This is a genomic window from Halolamina pelagica, from assembly GCF_900115675.1.
Taxonomy (GTDB): Archaea; Halobacteriota; Halobacteria; order Halobacteriales; family Haloferacaceae; genus Halolamina; species Halolamina pelagica.
The window spans coordinates 247,903-264,882 of the sequence record NZ_FOXI01000003.1; the positions used below are offsets into that span (position 1 = coordinate 247,903).

Consider the following 16,980-nt stretch of genomic DNA (forward strand, 5'->3'; position numbering starts at 1 on the left):
CGGAGAGTCCGTGGCCCGATGTCAGGCTGGACTGATTCCGAAGACATCAGACATCACCTCTGTCGTCCTGGACGGGCACCCAGTAGGGCTCGTTGCTGTCGAACTTCTCGACCCGCTTGAAGTGAACATCCTCGTCGGCGAGATCGATTGCTTGCTTCGCCGCCGACAGCGTCAGGGTGCCGGTTCGGAACGTGTAGCCTTTTTCCAGTACGCTGGGGTCAGTCGCCATTCGTACGTCGACGACCGGCCCGAACCGTCGCTTGTTCACACAGCCAGCCCGGGAACTCCACGGCCCTTCGAGCGTGACCTGTTCACCGTCGACGGTCGTAATCTCGAACGACCGACCGGAGAAGCCGCCGTCATTGCCGTCACCGCTCCAGGCGAAGTATTCGACGTACCCGTTATCGATGGCTGTCCACAGACTGTCTTCGTGCTCGAACCGGAGCTCAGACCGTTCTGGAGTTTCGTCAACGAGGACTTCCAGCCGGGGATCATTTCCGACGTCTTCCCGCCAGTCAATCTGGGCGTCGAGAATGTTCATCGCCGATCACCGTCACACTCGACTGGAAGATCACGCTTGCTCAGAACCTCGACGCCGCACTCGATACAGCGGAGGTATCGCTCCAAGTACTCGGTCTGACACTCATGTCGGCGCGAAGGGTCAGGATGCTTTCCAGGTACCCACTCGCTTTTGTCGATCACGAGGTGAGCGTCGACGTGTCTCGCTTCAGGGTGGTTCGGTGCCGATGCGCTTATTCCGTAGCTGTCGCTATCTGACATTGGGTTCTCGTCTCCACGGGTAACCCACAGAATCGGTGCTACTACACCGATTTTTCTCCTCAAACCAGTTGTTTGAAGCTGTAGCTGGGGTTTTCCGTGTTTAGATATACGCGGGGATAGGTGTTAAGTGTTTACTTTCTGTAACTAATGAATCAAGATACTACGGCCAGTTTTTCTTTTATGTCCTTGTTTGATGGTATATCTGAGATGTGTGAGTAACTCGGACTGTATTCCAAACCGTGATACGCGTTAACACTAATGCTCTATGTGGCAAGTCGCCTTACTAATTCGTTAATATGCCACCTTGCCAAGTATAGAGATATTGTTAACTCACCACATAAAATAGTCCGAAGGACCGTTTCCCGGGCACTCAGGGTTGATGGCATTCAGCGGTTGGTCTGTTGATGACTCCGGATTTGTGGTTAGTTTTCGGGGTGGATTCGAAAATGGCCGTGGGGATTGAGGGTGTCGATACCTGTATCGAACCACTCTTTCTTCCCGTTGAATCCGGTTATGCTGTCGACAGCATTCAGGTCCCGAAGGGTGTAGAGATGCTTCCGGACAGTACGTTCACCGTTACCGGTTTTCTCTTGAATTTCAGCCTTGGAGACTGATTCGTTGTTCTTGAGGACTCTCTTTGTTTCCTCGATCTTGTCACTCCACTTCTGTGGTCGCTTACTCACGACTTTACGGGGAATCCAGTCGGGAATGCACGCTGTGTAGACGTAGATGTCCGCCCCAGCGATGTCGTCCTTCCGACCAGCACGGAAGATGGCCTGTGCGACTTCGCTGTGAACCATATGGTGGTAGTACCGGTCGCCAATCTCGCCGTAGCTCTTGTCAACACCGTACTTGCCGTTGCTTTCAATGGCGTAGCCGTCCAAGGCCGCGAGCTGTTGGATGGCACGGTTGCCAGGGTGGAGCGAGCCGAGTACCGCAAGGAGCGTTTCATCCTCGAGTTCGCTGTGGGAACGCACTTTCCCGAGGTGAAGTTCTTTGTTGTCCACGTATTTGCCGTGGATGATGCTTTTCTTAGCCTGGAGACTTGTGATAGTCGGGACCATCCGGTCGTGGTGCTCACTAATTTCGTGGAGGTAGCCGTTGAACTTCCATCGAGAGACATTTTTCGCCTTCGCTGAGAACGCCGTTGTTTCCTCGGTAAGTTGGGTGATCTTGTAGCCGAGGGTATCACGAACGAACTCAGCACGTTCTTCGTCGGTCATAAAGTCCTCGTCGTAGTCGAGCTCACGTCCGAGGCGACCCTCCCAGATTTCCGGGGTTGGTGTTCCGTCCATAGCGATGGCCGCCCACGCACTCGTGAGGGCTTCGGGAGGGTTCCGGATGGTGACCGATGGTTCGTCCCTGTCTTTGCCCTCGTCGTGGAGGAGTACCTTCTTTCCAATCTCCGTACGGCGAAGCCCTGTGTCCGTCACTTCATCGTTCTCGACGGGCTTACCGTTGAGCACAGCCAGCGTGAGGAGTGGAGAATCGGCACGACCGCCCTGATTCGAGTAGCCGATGTCCGGATCGACCAGGAGCTCACGATCCATAATGATCTCAATCCATTCCTCTCGCTGTTCATCGTCGGCACGGATCAGGTCATTCTTTGACCCAGCGTCGATGTCCGAGTGGTGCTCAAGGAACGTAGAGATAGCCGCCGTGTAGACGCTCTGGCTGACAGTGTACTCGAAGGCCCCGCCAGCATCCTCGTCGAACAGCACAGCACGTTCTTCGACATAGCTCAAGATGTTGGCGTGGACTGGGTGACCGATTAGGAGCTCGTAGTCCTCAGCGTCGAAGTCGCACGCGGCCGAGTATTCACACTTGCCATCGTGCTGGCACGGAATCTTGTCGCCCATAAACTCGTGGATGATGCTCGGGGGAACGAGCTGGCGTTGAAGTTCCGCCATCAGTTCGGACCACTTCAGGTCCATCCCGGAGACTTCCTTGCCGTCGTGCTCACCCTTGGCGGTAGGGCACCAACGATTGAAGACGGGAAGCCGCTTGATATTTTCAGGTTCGAGACCGGCCTCAATGGCGTACTCCTCGATCTGTTCACGGGTGTCGATTTGCTTCGTGAACACGGTGAGGGGATAGTCGACGTCGTCGTCAGCCGGGAGGTTGCCCGCACTCCACGTCTTGCCGAGCGTCATCAGAATAGGAAGGAGGTGATTTCCGCCTTGGTTGATGGCATCCTTGATGGTGTTGTAAGACTTGTTTCGCCACTCCTGAAGGGCGTCCACTTTGGCGGAGGTTGGGGTCTGTTCAATTCTCGACATCCAGAGTTACTCGTCCAGCTCAGTAAGCTTCCGTTCGCGTTCGACGTGATAGCCTATAGCGTCATCAGCGAGGTGAGAGAGCTTCGCGTCAGTCCGTTCGAGGAACATCTGGTGAATATCGTCGATGACGATGGTGGTTCGGACATAGTCATTTTCTGGACTTCGCCGTGCGTCTTCTGACGGCATCTCTCGTTCATCGTTGTTGATTGCCTCAATGTGTTGTCGGACGGCTCGGGAGAGCGACAAGGCACTTCCGTCTATGAATTTTTTGTGCGAAGTTTGGATGTTGATTGTCTTCTGGATCATCTTCCTTGCATAACATTATGCAATACCCGTTCAAAAAGTTTCTGTATGGTGATATATCAGGTTACTGGTTTCTCTGAGTTACTTTCATCGAGATACAAACCACCTGTTCGAGGATATACGAGTAGTTCGATACCACTCAATACAAAACCAGAACTGACGATTCTGGGATATATATCGTCTATACAATGACAGACGGCGTACGGCTGGATATGTCGAATAATCGATTCAGATCGTAGAACATTGGTAATGAGATGTACGTAAGTTTGTGGTCTCGTCGCCACCAATCAGCTCACTAATCCGAGCTGACATGCCATCACCCGTATCGTCCAGTACCACGATAGCGGCGAACCTCCCTACATTTTGAGTTTCAGCGGGTCTTTGTAAAATTGGTCGGGGGGTGTCAAAGGCCTTTACCGGGGCGTTTAGGGGCGTCGAAGTTTGGGGGACAACGTCACTTGGAGTCGAGTGTCTCCTGTTCGAGGTTCGGCTCCTCCCACGGATCATCGAAGTCGACTGTGCTGAGTGCGTGATCAAATTCCTCGTGGGTGAACTCCGCGCTGGTATCGTCGGCTTGCCCCACAAGTTCCATATTGATGCTCTTGTACCGCCGTTCGAGATCACTCATCGAATCAGTCCGTGACGAATGGATCAAAAAATGGCCGTAGCCGCGATTTTTTCCCGAGCCAATCGACGTGTGCATATCGAAGGCAACATCGTGTTGACCATCCGGATTGAGTTCGCCAACGGGGAAATCGTATCGTGGCTCACGGCCTTCTTCAGCGGCGGTGACACGCTCCTCAGCAATTCGCTCGAAGGTGTTATTGAGATAGTCACATAGTCGGCTGGATTGTGCCTGGGCACATACTACGGCCGCTCTGAGGGCACAGACACGTCCCCGCTCGTTCTCAGCGGACCAACTGTCGACGACATCTACTTGTCCCGTTCCGAGTTGATAGAGAGATCGGACCTGTGAGGTCACGTCGCTCTCAATACTGGTGTCTTCGGTCGCTATCGTTAGAATCCGCTTCCAGAACATATTGTCGTATCCCGACCTAACGAGCTCCCAGGCGGCCCACGCCGAGGCTTCTTTGTCTGACCGCCTCACTGATTTTTGTAGCAACGAACTCACGTCAAAGATATTGTATCGGGCATCGGTCTGAAACCGTCCAGTGGGATCACCATCATCCCCTACATTCTTTGTTGCCTGTTCGCCCTCCTCGCTTTCCTCTAACTCTCCATCTTCGCCGAAGCGAAGTTGATCGCTGGACTTGTCAGTCACGGGTATTCCCAAGTAAAGATAGGACATATAAGATAATAAACCTTTACTAATTGATACAATTGGCGAAAAATGTGATTTCGGTCGTCGGATGTCAAGGGACAACTACCTTCAATACGTGGTCTGATAGCTAAGTAAGATGGCTCTCGCTGACAATCAACAGCTAACTCGCGTCTGGGATGCATTCGAGGAAAACGAATACCGGATGCAAGATAGCCAGGGTGATATTGTCGATATGGAGACGGCCGATGAGCGCCGACGTGATCGACTCCCACGTCTCCGGGAGCTTATCGACGAGTTCCTTAATGAGAATATGGCGCTGGGTGAGTTCAAGTCGGAGATTGATGGGCAAAACAAGCGATTCCCATACTGGGGATTCAAAGGTATGAACGGGATGATGTTCTTCAATATGCTCTATAGTTCCGCTGGCGAAGGTCGGCGGGACGAGCTTGCTGATCTTCTTCGTAACCTCATCCAACCACCAGAAGACGAAAGTGCGGCTAAAGAGAAAATTCGTACCTTGGAAGGGTTCGTCGAGCGGCTTCGCAATGAGGTGGATGACCTCAGAAAGGCACCTCGACCCGGGTCAATCCCGTACTTTCTCTCGTACTTCTGGCAAATTCACGACCCTGACCGATACCCTATCTATTACACGTCGATGGTGAACGCGCTCTCTGATCTTGCACTCTGGGAGCCGAAAGACGACCTCGCTGATAGCTATGCTGAGTTCTGGGAATTAAACGAAGAGATGCGAGAATCGTTGGCTGACTACACAGGGAGAGACGTACATCTGTGGACCGTTGAGCATGTCTTCTGGTACTGGCAACAGCGCGACGAGTTCGACGAAGATGACGATGATGAGTCGGGGGAGACAACACACCAAACCCTCCCAGATAGCTACACACCGCCGATTGTGTCGATTCTCCCAGACCTTGCGGACAACACCGAGGAGATGGAGGAACTTGCCGAGGAGACAGGTAATGCCGTTGAAACACTATTCGAGAATCGTCTGGCGAAGTGCCTCCGAATGATCGGATTCGAGGTTGAGGAACTCGGCCAGGGGATGGGCCGCAACCCCGACGGTGTTGCCAAAGACCGGATGCACAACTACGCAATCATCTACGATGCGAAAGTCCGTCGCAATGGGTACAGCATTAACACCGGAGACGAAAGACAATTTCAGGACTACATCAACAGAGAGGTTCCGACACTACGGAATCAGGGTTTCCGTAATATCTATTTCGCGGTCATCTCAGGTACGATCTCTGATGAAAGCCAAGAAGCGGTTCGGACTCTCAAGATTACGACGGACATTCAGGAAGTCAGACTTGTCGAAGCCGACGCACTTCTGGCTCTACTTGAGAATCGATTGCGTGATCCGATGTTTAGCCTTGGTCCGGGCGATGCCAGCGGGCCGGGGATTCAGGACTTTTTTGCTGAGAGTGGTATCCTCTCCGCCGCCGACATCCGCGAGGAACTTGGCATCTGATAAAATAACACCATCCCCCCGATGAGCAATCACCTTCTTAGCGAAGTCTTTCCTCACTTTTTCCTAAAACCTACTACGGCCCGCAACCGCCTTCAGCGTACTATTCGAGCCGTAATTTCCCTAACTGATTTCGATCTGGTTAGTGTATCCGAACTGTGTTCGTGGCGGACACCCATGAGCTATGTAGTGAGCGCCGATTAGATCACATTCGACCTCCCCACGCTTGTGAGATGCGTCAAGATCGGTCCGTGATGAGTATGAAAAGAGTGCATCGCCCCCGTAGGTACTTTCGTGCTTGTAGAGACGCCTACTGATGTTTGAACTCTCACCAATATACGCAAGCGGTGGTGCATCTCCCTCATACCATATCCGGTAGAGGCCAACATCAGACGGATCAGCATCGAGGCGGTCAGCCAACCGATACGGCTCCGACCAATCGCTTGCCATCCAGTTCGGATCGGTTACAGTCTCGAAATTGACCCACGGTTCGGGAGAACGTCCAAGCTCGGCATTTGGTTCATTCTCCCCGTTGTTTAATGATCCACCGCGCACGCCACCGCTTCGGTACGAGGATTGCTGATAGCCGGAGATGATTCGCCCGAAGTTAGCCGGCGGACTTTCTCCAGCTTCCAAGCGATACGACGCGATGAGCGCGGCTTCCAAACCCTTGCGTTGCTGATCGTCAGCCGCATATTCCGGCGTCGTGTAAGAGAGTTCGAACCCTGGGCCATCATCATCACGAATCGCCCACAGACAGGGAGCGGCGGTATGCGGATCGCGGAACGGCATCTCCGAATCGTGGACACGCCTTGCCAGCGCCCGAATACGATGCTGTGTGTCTCCTGACTCGCCGATGTAACTGAGTCCTTCTCGGTTCTGGTGCCGTACTCGATAGAGTCCAGGGGCATCAGGGGCGGTAGCGAGAGTATCAGCGTCCAAGTCCATCCACGGAGACCACTCGACACCACCCCACTCCGGGCCGTCGTAGTCTCGCCAACAGACAGGGGGCCGTTGTACCATAGAAACCTATACCGCCCGTTCTGATCCACAACACTTCAATCGACGGGAAAAACGGCTCACAAGAGACGCGAAAGGAATCACCCAGAGGCTCCGGCCGGGCTGTGGTAGCCCGTTACTCACCCTTTCGAAGTGAGCGTCACCAGATTTGTTCAGCGGCGTCGTTCCGCGTTTCCGCGTCTGAGTGAAGATACTTCATCGTCGTCGTGACGCTCTTGTGGCGAAGTTGCTCCTTCGCGTGGTGCGGACCGATGTGATTCGCCCAGTATGTCGCAACCCCGTGACGAATCGCGTACCACGTTATGTCTTTGTGATCTGGGATAGGAAGATCACCGTCGTCGACGAGCCGACTCAGTAGGTAGTTACATGACTTCGAACTGTACGTAGTCCCTTGCTTCGTGAGCCAGAGCTCGTCCCGACCACTGTACTTGTCGTACGTTGCTCGTTCTTCTAACCATCGTTCAAGTACTCTTGCTGTGCGTCCCTTGATCGAACAGTTCCAGTGAGCTTCGTTCTTTGTGGACTCGTCCTTGGGGATGTTGAGCTCGTTGTTCTCAAGGTTAACCCAGTCTGTGGTAGCTCGGCCTACTTCGATGGGACGGAGTCCAGTATCAAGCGTTACAGCGATGATCGACGGTTCTTTCCAAGAGTTGGCCTGTTTGAATTGCTCAGGGCCGACCTCTGACTTTGGTACACCGAGTCGCTGAGAGACGAACGTCTTCAGCCGGTCACGCTCCTCAGAGGACATATCGCTATGGTAGCTCTTGATCGAGTTGTATTCCAGCGCCGCCTGATAGAGTGGCTTGAACGCGGTTCGGCGAAGATAGTCGCGTTCATCCCCGGTTGCTTGACTCAGTTCCGGCTTCGGTTCCCAGTCGTAATCCGTTCCGTGGATGTGGTTCTGGTACTTGAATAGCCGCTGGACAGCTTTCCCGTAGTGAAGTACGCTTGAATCAGCCATCCCATCTGAGCGGTTGAGGAGGCGGATAAAGCGGTCAGCGTGGTCGGGAGTAAACTCTGTCGTGTAGGCGTCTTCGTCTTCCCAGAGCCACCTGAATACGATTTCGAGCTTGTAGTGCGTCGACTGAAGGGTACTCTGTGCGAGGCCCTGGCCTTTCTCTGGGTGTTTCCCGTACGAGCCGAGCCACGAAAGTACCTCCTGTTTGAAGTCGCGGTAGTCGTCGACCATGTTGAGCCCGTATGCTTCGAGGTCTTCGCGTGATCGTTCACTAATGAGCGGGAAATCGAGTTCCACTGGTTCCGGAGCCGATGGAAGGCTGTCCTGAGGGGTGCCATCACCGGCGGGGAGGTTGTCCAGCGGATCGGGCTGGTTGGTCACCCGCGCACACCTCGATTTGTCTGTGTGCCATGACACTTTATCGAATCGCAAGACGGCGCGGCTGTCGGGTTGTAGCGTTTTCGTACGTTATTGGACATCGTTTGGCTCTCCTGAGAAGGGCGAAATCAGCCGAGAGAGCCTGTAAGGCCGCTGAAGCCTAGGCCGGAATTTGAATCCGGGGTCTCGTCCTTACCAAGGACGCGCTTTACCGCTAAGCTACCCAGGCGCGCGTCTTCTCCTACCGCGGTTTCGTCTTTAGTGGTTTCGATTCGCCCCGGCGTCAGGCATCCGTTCCCGTGCCCCGTGCCGCCTCCGGTTCGACGACGCTGTCGGCGTAGCCGGCGAGACGGTCCGCCGTCGACCCGCCCAGCAGCTCCGCCGCCGCCGGGAGCGCCCCCTCGTAGGAGCGGGCGAGATCGCCCGTGAACGCCAGCAGTTCCTCCGAGGGCGTGGCGTCGACGGCAGCGGCGCCGGCGACGACCGCGAGTTCGAACACGTCGACCTCGAGGTTCCGGTCGATCGGGCCGGTCTCCTCGGCGGTCTCGCGGGCCGTCTGGTCGCGGCCGAAAGTCCGGACGGTCTCGACCGCGCGATCGGCGGCCGGCGTGCGGGCCAACAGCGAGAACCCTCGCGAGACGAGCACGTCGGCCGCGACGACCGAGAGGTCGGCCTCGATGTCGGCGTCGGGGTCGGTCGCCCACGGCTCGTCGTGTGCCAACTGGCGGGTTAGCGAGAGCCCCTCGTAGATCAGCTGTACGCCGGCTGCCAGTTCGCCGAGTGCGGCCACGTCGGTCCCGGCGTCGAACGCGCGAGCGGTCGCGAGCGTCAGCGCGCCCGGCGCCATCGACGCCGTTGCCAGCCGCTGGTCGAGCGTCTCACGGAGGGGATCGGGCTCGATCTCCCCCAGCGCGTTCCGGGCCGAGCGGCGGGCCACGGCGGCGTCGTCCATCGTGTAACGGAAGCCGCGGCGAAGTCAAAGGCCTTTGGAAAGCCCACCAAAGCGCCAGCAACGACGGACAACACTGTCAGCCCGTCCGCTCGCCCCGACCACCCGATAGCGAAGGGTTATGGGCGACCAGTTCGGTGGTGGGGTATGGTCGAGTGTGAGTACTGTGGGGCGGCCTTCGACGACGAGGAGGCCTACCTCGAACATCTCGGCGACGAGCACGCCGGGGAACTCGGGCCGATAGACCAGCGCCGGGTCGAGTCAGCGCAGGACGACGAGGAGAGCGTCCCGATCGCGGGGCTGCTCTCCGGCGTCGCGGTGCTGTTCGTGCTCGTCGTCGCCATCTGGTTTTTCTTCCTGAGCGGCGGGAGCGGCGTCGAGGGCGTCGACGCGGAGCCGACGGGCATGGAGGACGACCCGCTCGACGAGCGCGGCGACGACGAGTGGATCTCGCAGGTCGAGACGTTCGAGAGCAACGGCGCCGAGCACCAGTCGGGGGCGGTCGACTACGAACGCGTGCCGCCGCTCTCGGGGACCCACTGGGCCGGGACGGTCGCGGCCGGCTTCTACACCGAGACGCCGCAGCTGGAGGAGCTCGTCCACACGCTGGAACACGGCGCGGTCGTGATCTACTACGACCCGGCGAACCTGACCGACGAGGAGGAGGCCAGCTTGCGAGCGTGGGGCTCGAACTACCAGGGAACCTGGCAGAGCGTCGTCGTCGCCCCGAACCCCAACGACGATCCCCGCGGCGACTACGTGGTGACGGCGTGGACCCACCGACTCGTCCTGGAGGACTACGACGCCGAGGCCGTCCACGCGTTCGCCTCGGAGTACCTCGGCCGTGGGCCGGAGAACCCGGTCCGGTAGCGAAACCGGGCCGCGGTCACTGGTTCACTCGCTGAGCGAGAGCCCCGGCGACGGCGGCATCGTGCGCTTGTGCGCGCTTCCGTCGACCAGTTCGACCACGCGATCGACGTGGTCCTCGCTGACGCCGTCGACGTAGCGGACCGTCGCGGCCTTCGACAGCGGGCCGTCGACGTGCAGCGCCAGCACGGCGTCGAGGTGGTCGTAGTTCAGCCCCATCTCCTCCTCGTCGGTCTGGCCCGCCCACATCTCGGCGGTCGGGGTCTGCATCACCAGCTCGTGGGGCACGCCGACGTGAGCCGCGAGTTGGCGGACCTGCTGTTTGTAGAGGTCGCCGATGGGGTTGCAGTCGACGGCCTGGTCGCCGTACTTCGTAAAGTAGCCGGTCATCGCCTCGCTGCGGTTGCCGGTCCCCAGCACGATCCGGTTCTCGACGTTGGCGACGTAGTAGTTCATCACCGCCCGGGTGCGGACGCGGACGTTACCCGCCGCGGTCCGGTCGTCGACGCCCTCCGGGAACGCCTTGTCGAACTGCTCGGCGATGGGCTCGATCTCGATCACGTCGTACGGGATCCCCAGCGACTGGGCGACCGCCTCGGCGTCGCTCATCAGCTCGTCGTCGCTGACGCGGGCGGGCATGGTGAGCCCGTGGAGCCCCTCCTCACCCAGTGCCTCGACGGCGAGGTAGGCGGTGAGCGTGGAGTCGATGCCCCCGGAGAGCCCCAGCACGGCCCCCTCGGCGCCGGCGGCGTCGACGGTGTCCTCGATGAACGAGACGATCTCCCCGCGGGCGGTTTCGAGTTCTTCCTCCGAGAACCGGAGGTCGAGCGGCGCGTTCTCGGTCAGAACGTCTTCGGACATATGCGGTGGTTCTGCCGCCGCCGGCAAATAGCCACGGCTCGACCCGGGGCCGGTGGACGCGCGTCCGGTTCCGGCGGCGTCGACGCGGCGGGGGTGGCGGATTCCGAAACCGACTTACCGGAGGCTGGCGTTCTGTCGGATACGAGCGCCGTTGGTCCAGTGGTAGGACAGTAGCTTCCCAAGCTACCGGCCCGGGTTCAATTCCCGGACGGCGCACTCCTTCCCTGCGGTCAGTCGTGCGCCCTCCGTAGTCTCACTCGCTCGGCCTTCGGCCTCGCTCGCGAGACTCCCGGACGGCGCATTTCTGCTCACCGCGCTTTCTTGTTCTCGACTGTCGAACTCCGCATATGAATACCGTCTACCACGTCTCCGACGTCGACGCCTACCGCGTCGCCGAGCCGAAAGTCCGGAACCTCCTCGACGACGAGACCCTCGACGTCGACGCCGTCACGGTCGTCGTCGACCGGCCCGCGGTCATCGACGCCGCGGCGGGGGACCTTCAGGAGACGAGCGACGCGCTGGTGGAGATGGGCGCGACCGTGAAGTTCTGTTCGAACGCTGCGCAGGGCGCCGATGCTGGCGAGGCTGATTTCGGCGATGGCGTCGAGTTCGTCTCCTCCGGCGTCGGGGAACTGACGCGACTACAGACGAACGGCTGGGCGTACATCCGGCTTTAGCTGTCGTCGCCGCCCGGCGGGTTCAGGTCCCGCTGGAACTCGTCGAAGACCTCCAGATCGTCGGGGAGGTCGTACTCGATCCGACGCTGCTCCTTGTTGCGTTCGAGTCGGTCTTCCATCGGTTCGGCCACGTCCTCCCACCCCGGCTTGATGCGCACCGACTTCGCCGGCTGCCCGACCGCGACGTGGTGGGCCGGCACGTCGCCGTCGACGATGGCTTTCGCGCCGACGACGGAGTTCTCGCCGAGCTTCGAGCCCGCGCGGACCATCGTGTCGTACGTGAGGCGAACGTCGTCCTCGACGATCGTCCGGTAGTTCTCCACCTCGGTCTGGTCGACGATGTCGTGGTCGTGGCTCAGGACCTGCGCGGAGTCCGAAATCGAGACGCGGTCGCCGATCTCGAGGGCGCCGCGGTCGTCGAGGTGTACGTCGTCGTGGACCACCACGTTGTCGCCGACGCGGATGTTGTGGCCGTAGGTGAACGTGATCCCCTTGAAGAAGCGGCAGTCGTCGCCACACTCCTCGAACAGGTGGTCGGCGAGCATCCCCCGGAACCGCAGTGCGAACTCGACGTTGTCGGCCATCGGCGTCGCGTCGAACTGCCGCCAGAGCCACTGGAGGTGTTTCGAGCGCTGGAAGCGGTCCTCGTCCTTCTCGGCGTAGTACTCCGACTCGAGGGTCGCGTTACACGGGTCGTACCCCTGCAGGCGGACGCGCTCGGCCGGGGTCACGTCGCCGCCCTCCTGCCAGCGTTCGTAGGCGTCGCGGTCGCCGAACAGGTCGACCAGCACGTCCTGCACCACGTCGCACGTCTCCTCGTCGGAAGCGAGCCGCTCGTCGACCTCCTCGATGAAGGCGTCCACTCCTGCCTCGGTGTCCGGCGGGAGCGAGGCGTGCCGTTTAGTCATGCACGGAGACTGGAGTGGCGCGGGCATATGGGTTCGGGTGTTCACATGCCGTGCAAAACCCGTCGGGCGGGGGCGTCCGTGGGGACGCCCGACCCGGCGACGGCACGCGGAAACGACGAAAAACCGCCCTGTCGGTTGTTCAGGCCAGGAACACGTGTCGCGGCCGGTCCGCAAGCACGTCCCGTCCCCACTGGACGGTGTCACGGAACGCGTCCGAGCGGAAGAACTCCATCGCGTCCTCCTGGGAGACCCACTGGCTCGCGATGAACATGTCGTTCTCGTCCGCGCGGTTCATCATCAGGTCCGTCTCCATGTGGCCCTCCATGTCGTCGAGCAGGTCGCCGACCGTGTCGAACTTCTCGACGAACTCCTCGTGGTAGTCGGGCTTGACGGTGTAGAACATCCCCATCGTGCCGAAGCCGGACTCCTCGCCGGCCCGGGAGACGACGCCCGGCAGGTCCGAGAGGAACCCCGCCGCGGTCTCGGCGGCGCTGGCGGTGTCCCAGATGCTCACGACCGCGACGCGGTCGGTGTAGGTGCCCTCGTAGACGGCGGTCTTGACGTGGGTGTCGTAGTGCTCGAAGTTGCCCCGGAGGCCGTCGACCTCGTCGGCGACCTCGTCGGCGTCGGCATCGCTGTAGAGCACCGTCGCGTACACGTCCTCGCCGTGGGGCTGGCCGGCGTAGATGTCGAGGTCCTCGAGTTCGCCCCGGATGTCACCCTCGTCGGCGTCGTCTTCGCCGTCGCCGTGGTCGTGATGGCCGTCGCCATCGCCGTGTTCGCCATCGCCATGGTTGTGGCCCTCATCGCTCTCGGCGTGGTGGTGGCCCTCGGTGTCGCTGGTCGGCACCGTCTCGCCGCGCAGGTACGCGCCCAGGTCGGCGGGCGGGAACCGCCGGCCGACGAAGAAGGAGCCGAACTCGCCGTACTTCGAGGTGGCGTCGTCGAAGCGGAGCTCGTAGACGATGTCCTTGATGTCGGTCGCGTTGCCCGCGAACAGGGTCACGCCCCACTCCCAGTCGTCGAGGCCGAGCGAGGAGGAGATGATCTGGTCGACCTTCCCGCCCCACTTCCGGGCGGTCTCGCCGTGGCCGGCCATCAGGTCCGCGCGCTCGTCGAACGGCAGGTCGTACCAGTTGACCTCCTCGCCGCGGCGCTTGTCCATCGGGTAGAAGCAGACGTACTCGTCGTCGGGCAGCTCGGGCTTGATCTTCCCCTCGATGTACTGCTTCAGCCCCTCGTCGACCTCCTCCTCGTCCTCCGAGAAGTAGGCGTCGGAGACGTAGCCCGAGACTTCGGTCACCGAGACGTAGGCGGTAGCCTGCTCGGTCACCTCGCCCAGCGCCGTGCGCTCGAACCGGCGCTCGGCCGTCGAGAGGTGGTCGAGGCTGGGCCGGAGATGCAGGATCAGCAGGTCGGCCTTGTCGCCGACGACGCTGAACACCGCCGAGGTGCCCTCCTCGGCGTCGACGACGTCCTCGTGGTTCTGGAGGTAGTCGACGCCCTCGGAGATCGTGCGCTCCCGCTCCCGCTCGGGGGCGTCGCGCCAGGCGTCCCAGTCCACGTCACGGAAGTCGTGGAGGACGAACCATCCCTCTTCGGTCTGCGGTGGCTCGGTCATACATGCCGTTGGGAACCGGGGGGCTTGGGCGTTGCGTGTTAGCGCGCTTGCACGCGTGGGCGCGGCCGAGCGCCCGCCACGCGTCGCACGGACGGCCGCGTGCGACGCTGAAGCGCCGACTCTCGAACCGAAACCCTTTCGAAGAGCCTCCACGGTACGCTGAACGATGCGGAAGAGCGGCCCCCCGAAAGGCCTCATCTCGTACATCGTGCTCGAACTCCTCGAGGAGAAACCCCGTTACGGCTACGAGATCCTCAAGGAGATCGGCGACATCAGCGGCGGACACTGGGAGCCCTCCTACGGATCGGTGTACCCGATCCTCTACAAGTTCGAGGACAACGGTTGGGCCGAGCGGATCGAACGCGAGGACGAGCCCGACCGGAAGTACTTCGAGCTCACCCCCGAGGGCGAGGAGGAACTCGCGGAGAAGCGCGTCGAGACTGGCGCCAAGGCCCGGGAGTTCGCCGACGTGATCCTCGGGTTCTACCACGTCTACGTCGCCTTCGCCACCGACGAACGCTTCGACGTGGAACAGCCCGCGGAACACTGGCGCTTCGACGAGACGTTCTCCCGGTGGATCTGCGAGCAGGTGGTCCGCCACCACGAGTACTACTTCGACGACTTCGAGCGCATCGAGGACACCCCCGAGGAGTTCTACGAGCGGATGAACGTCGAGGAGGACCCCAACTAGCGTCGACGCCCGCGCCACCGAAAAGGACGGTTCTCAGCTCAGTTGAGCAGTTGCGGCCCGAACACCACGAGCAGCAGCGAGGCCAGCATCGCCAGCCCCACGCTCGTCGTCACCGCCCGCGTGGCGGCGTGTTTGTCCTCGATCGGGAGCCGCGAGACCACCGCCTCGACGCAGGCCCGGAGGATCCGCCCGCCGTCGAGCGGGTAGCCGGGGATGCAGTTGAAGAAGGCGAGGTTGAGGTTGATCCACCCGGTCCAGAACAGCAGGTTCGCGAGCAGGAACACCCCGCCACCGAGCGGTTCGAGCGGCCCGGTCACCTCGTAGAAGTTCCGGTTGACCGCGACGAAGCCCGCGAAGTTGTACTGGGCGCCGCCGACGGCGCCGATGAAGGGGAGCAGCAGGATCACCAGCGTCGCCCCGATAAGCGACCCCCCGCCGATCGCCGTCTCGCCGCCACCGGTCAACAGCCCGAGGAACTCGGCGGCCGGGTAGCTGTCGACGCCGAGACTGCTCGTCTGGATCCCGCCGTAGCTCGCGAGCGGCGAGATGCCGAGGTAGCCGCCGGCCTCGCCCTCGCGGTAGTCAGCGGCGAGGGTCACCGTCTCGGTCCGGCGCTCGCCGTCGACGACGGCCACGACCTCGATCGGCTCGCCCGCCTCACGGCCGTCGAGGGCGGCGGTCACGTCGGCGGGCGTGTGCGTCGACTCGCCGGCGATGCTGAGCACGGTGAAGGAGTCCTGCGCCGGGAAGCCGGAGGCGTTGAGCGGGTGGTCCTCGGCCGAGCCGCCGACGCCCGGAAGGTCGGGCGAGGTCGCTCGCACGATCACACCCATCGGCGCGGTCGTCGTCCGCCCGTCGTCGGTCCGGAGTTCGACGACCGTCCGGTTCCCGATCGCCTCGCGGAAGCCGCGCTCGGTGCGGACCTCCGTGCCGTTGACGGCGGTGATCGTGTCGTTCACGTCGATCCCCGCCGCGCCCTCGCGGTCGAACGGCGACCCGCCGTGGAGTCTGGTGACGAGCAGCGACCGCTCGACGGTCGTCTCGGTGCCGTCGCCCAGTCGGATCGTCACCTCGCCCGCGGTGCTCGTCGCGAGGTAGGCGTCGAGTTCGCTGGCGTTCCCGATCTCCCGGTCGCCGGCCATCACGATCCGGTCCCCGGGCTCGATGCCGGCGTCGTCGGCTGGGGAACCGGGTGGGACCCCCCCGATCGCGGCGCCGGAGGCGACGCCGATCGAGCCGACGACCGGCCCGAGCAGCAGGGCGAAAGCGAGGATCGTGATCGCGTAGTTGTTCGTGACGCCGGCGGCGAACATCCGGGCGCGGGCGCCGCGGTTGGCCGTCCGCTGGCTCTCCTCGTCGGGTTCGACGAACGCGCCGATGGGGAGGAACCCCAGCGTGACTAGCCCCATCGAATCGATGTCGATGTTCCCGACCCGACAGAGCAGGCCGTGGCCGCCCTCGTGGACGACGAGGCCGATCAGCAGCCCGGCGAGGATCTCGGGGGCGACCGACAGCGGGAGGAAGTCGTTGACGCCGGGGATCACCAGCACGTTCGCGGGCTCGTTCACCGGCGTCGGCGCCGGCGGGTTCTGGAGGATCGAGCGCCCCTGTTGGAGCAGCAGGACGAACATCCCGACCATGATCACCAGCGTCACGCCGAGCCCGACGTTGGTCCAGGCCCGCCAGAACCGCTTGGGGCCGGCGAGCCAGTTCAGAAACGCCCGGCCGCGCTTGGTGTGAATCGTCGTGATCGGCCCCGAGAGGCTGATCGAGTCGGGGATATAGCCCCGGCCGTCGAGCCAGTACGCCACGAGCGTGTAGGCGGTGACGCCGATCAACACCCAGGTTAGCGGGCCGAAAGCGGGAACAGCCTGAAGCAGCCCGTCGATCATCTGCTCGAGAGTCCGGTCCGCCCGGGCAAAT

General features: G+C 61.0%; 15 protein-coding genes and 2 tRNA genes. 5 read left to right on the plus strand and 12 right to left on the minus strand.

Going from position 1 to position 16,980, the window contains the following annotated elements; genetic code table 11:
• Window positions 1–46: 46 nt before the first annotated feature.
• From BMZ83_RS05930 to BMZ83_RS16235, 4 genes are all read right to left on the minus strand, one after another.
• Window positions 47–541 (minus strand): hypothetical protein, encoded by a 495-nt coding sequence (locus BMZ83_RS05930; RefSeq protein ID WP_074876635.1) that lies wholly within the window; start codon window positions 539–541, stop codon window positions 47–49.
• Between the two features lie 661 nt (window positions 542–1,202).
• Complete coding sequence (locus BMZ83_RS05935) at window positions 1,203–3,059, minus strand: hypothetical protein (RefSeq protein WP_074876637.1); 1,857 nt, start codon at window positions 3,057–3,059, stop codon at window positions 1,203–1,205.
• A gap of 6 nt (window positions 3,060–3,065) precedes the next feature.
• On the minus strand, window positions 3,066–3,365 hold the full coding sequence (locus BMZ83_RS05940) for a hypothetical protein (RefSeq protein WP_074876639.1): 300 nt from the start codon (window positions 3,363–3,365) through the stop codon (window positions 3,066–3,068).
• Between the two features lie 451 nt (window positions 3,366–3,816).
• Complete coding sequence (locus BMZ83_RS16235; RefSeq protein WP_074876850.1) at window positions 3,817–4,644, minus strand: hypothetical protein; 828 nt, start codon at window positions 4,642–4,644, stop codon at window positions 3,817–3,819.
• A gap of 136 nt (window positions 4,645–4,780) precedes the next feature.
• Here BMZ83_RS16235 and BMZ83_RS05950 point away from each other — a divergent pair, with 136 nt between their 5' ends.
• A complete protein-coding gene (locus BMZ83_RS05950; RefSeq protein WP_074876641.1) occupies window positions 4,781–6,130 on the plus strand; it encodes a PDDEXK family nuclease in 1,350 nt (449 codons plus the stop codon).
• Window positions 6,131–6,250: 120 nt separating this feature from the next.
• Here the strand turns inward: BMZ83_RS05950 and BMZ83_RS05955 are convergent, their stop codons facing one another.
• The 4 genes from BMZ83_RS05955 to BMZ83_RS05970 all read right to left on the minus strand — a co-directional run bounded on the left by BMZ83_RS05955 (window position 6,251) and on the right by BMZ83_RS05970 (window position 9,435).
• Window positions 6,251–6,919 (minus strand): GIY-YIG nuclease family protein, encoded by a 669-nt coding sequence (locus tag BMZ83_RS05955; protein WP_206674322.1) that lies wholly within the window; start codon window positions 6,917–6,919, stop codon window positions 6,251–6,253.
• A gap of 367 nt (window positions 6,920–7,286) precedes the next feature.
• Window positions 7,287–8,486, minus strand: a complete 1,200-nt coding sequence (locus BMZ83_RS05960; RefSeq protein WP_074876645.1) for a tyrosine-type recombinase/integrase — start codon at window positions 8,484–8,486, stop codon at window positions 7,287–7,289.
• Between the two features lie 154 nt (window positions 8,487–8,640).
• A tRNA-Thr gene (locus BMZ83_RS05965) sits at window positions 8,641–8,712 on the minus strand.
• A 54-nt stretch (window positions 8,713–8,766) separates the two neighbouring features.
• Window positions 8,767–9,435, minus strand: a complete 669-nt coding sequence (locus BMZ83_RS05970; protein ID WP_074876647.1) for a DUF7114 family protein — start codon at window positions 9,433–9,435, stop codon at window positions 8,767–8,769.
• A 144-nt stretch (window positions 9,436–9,579) separates the two neighbouring features.
• Between BMZ83_RS05970 and BMZ83_RS05975 the strand changes: the two genes are divergently transcribed.
• The gene (locus BMZ83_RS05975; protein WP_074876649.1) at window positions 9,580–10,302 is read left to right on the plus strand and encodes a DUF3105 domain-containing protein; all 723 of its coding nucleotides are present in this window, start codon (window positions 9,580–9,582) and stop codon (window positions 10,300–10,302) included.
• 24 nt (window positions 10,303–10,326) lie between these two features.
• Here BMZ83_RS05975 and BMZ83_RS05980 read toward each other — a convergent pair whose 3' ends face one another.
• The gene (locus BMZ83_RS05980; RefSeq protein ID WP_074876651.1) at window positions 10,327–11,160 is read right to left on the minus strand and encodes an NAD+ synthase; all 834 of its coding nucleotides are present in this window, start codon (window positions 11,158–11,160) and stop codon (window positions 10,327–10,329) included.
• A gap of 145 nt (window positions 11,161–11,305) precedes the next feature.
• Between BMZ83_RS05980 and BMZ83_RS05985 the strand changes: the two genes are divergently transcribed.
• Together BMZ83_RS05985 and BMZ83_RS05990 are read left to right on the plus strand one after the other, a co-directional pair.
• Window positions 11,306–11,376, plus strand: a tRNA-Gly gene (locus BMZ83_RS05985).
• A 131-nt stretch (window positions 11,377–11,507) separates the two neighbouring features.
• Complete coding sequence (locus BMZ83_RS05990; protein ID WP_074876653.1) at window positions 11,508–11,837, plus strand: DsrE family protein; 330 nt, start codon at window positions 11,508–11,510, stop codon at window positions 11,835–11,837.
• Here BMZ83_RS05990 and BMZ83_RS05995 read toward each other — a convergent pair.
• Complete coding sequence (locus BMZ83_RS05995; RefSeq protein ID WP_074876655.1) at window positions 11,834–12,745, minus strand: acyltransferase; 912 nt, start codon at window positions 12,743–12,745, stop codon at window positions 11,834–11,836. The two genes, BMZ83_RS05990 and BMZ83_RS05995, sit on opposite strands and share 4 nt — an antisense overlap.
• A 139-nt stretch (window positions 12,746–12,884) precedes the next feature.
• Complete coding sequence (locus BMZ83_RS06000; protein WP_074876657.1) at window positions 12,885–14,366, minus strand: heme-binding protein; 1,482 nt, start codon at window positions 14,364–14,366, stop codon at window positions 12,885–12,887.
• Between the two features lie 166 nt (window positions 14,367–14,532).
• Here BMZ83_RS06000 and BMZ83_RS06005 point away from each other — a divergent pair, with 166 nt between their 5' ends.
• Entirely contained in the window at window positions 14,533–15,057 is a 525-nt protein-coding gene (locus BMZ83_RS06005; protein ID WP_074876659.1) for a PadR family transcriptional regulator, read from the plus strand.
• A 38-nt stretch (window positions 15,058–15,095) separates the two neighbouring features.
• Here the strand turns inward: BMZ83_RS06005 and BMZ83_RS06010 are convergent, their stop codons facing one another.
• Entirely contained in the window at window positions 15,096–16,949 is a 1,854-nt protein-coding gene (locus tag BMZ83_RS06010; RefSeq protein ID WP_074876661.1) for a site-2 protease family protein, read from the minus strand.
• Window positions 16,950–16,980: the final 31 nt, after the last annotated feature.

What these genes read in the sequence shown, in the direction of transcription:
- BMZ83_RS05940 (WP_074876639.1), bottom strand. Translation starts at nt 3,365, where the DNA reads ATGATCCAGAAGACAATCAACATCCAAACTTCGCACAAAAAATTCATA.
- BMZ83_RS05975 (WP_074876649.1), top strand. Translation starts at nt 9,580, where the DNA reads ATGGTCGAGTGTGAGTACTGTGGGGCGGCCTTCGACGACGAGGAGGCC.
- BMZ83_RS05950 (WP_074876641.1), top strand. Translation starts at nt 4,781, where the DNA reads ATGGCTCTCGCTGACAATCAACAGCTAACTCGCGTCTGGGATGCATTC.
- BMZ83_RS05995 (WP_074876655.1), bottom strand. Translation starts at nt 12,745, where the DNA reads ATGACTAAACGGCACGCCTCGCTCCCGCCGGACACCGAGGCAGGAGTG.
- BMZ83_RS05930 (WP_074876635.1), bottom strand. Translation starts at nt 541, where the DNA reads ATGAACATTCTCGACGCCCAGATTGACTGGCGGGAAGACGTCGGAAAT.
- BMZ83_RS06000 (WP_074876657.1), bottom strand. Translation starts at nt 14,366, where the DNA reads ATGACCGAGCCACCGCAGACCGAAGAGGGATGGTTCGTCCTCCACGAC.
- BMZ83_RS06005 (WP_074876659.1), top strand. Translation starts at nt 14,533, where the DNA reads ATGCGGAAGAGCGGCCCCCCGAAAGGCCTCATCTCGTACATCGTGCTC.
- BMZ83_RS05955 (WP_206674322.1), bottom strand. Translation starts at nt 6,919, where the DNA reads ATGCCGTTCCGCGATCCGCATACCGCCGCTCCCTGTCTGTGGGCGATT.
- BMZ83_RS05935 (WP_074876637.1), bottom strand. Translation starts at nt 3,059, where the DNA reads ATGTCGAGAATTGAACAGACCCCAACCTCCGCCAAAGTGGACGCCCTT.
- BMZ83_RS05990 (WP_074876653.1), top strand. Translation starts at nt 11,508, where the DNA reads ATGAATACCGTCTACCACGTCTCCGACGTCGACGCCTACCGCGTCGCC.
- BMZ83_RS05980 (WP_074876651.1), bottom strand. Translation starts at nt 11,160, where the DNA reads ATGTCCGAAGACGTTCTGACCGAGAACGCGCCGCTCGACCTCCGGTTC.
- BMZ83_RS06010 (WP_074876661.1), bottom strand. Translation starts at nt 16,949, where the DNA reads ATGATCGACGGGCTGCTTCAGGCTGTTCCCGCTTTCGGCCCGCTAACC.
- BMZ83_RS05970 (WP_074876647.1), bottom strand. Translation starts at nt 9,435, where the DNA reads ATGGACGACGCCGCCGTGGCCCGCCGCTCGGCCCGGAACGCGCTGGGG.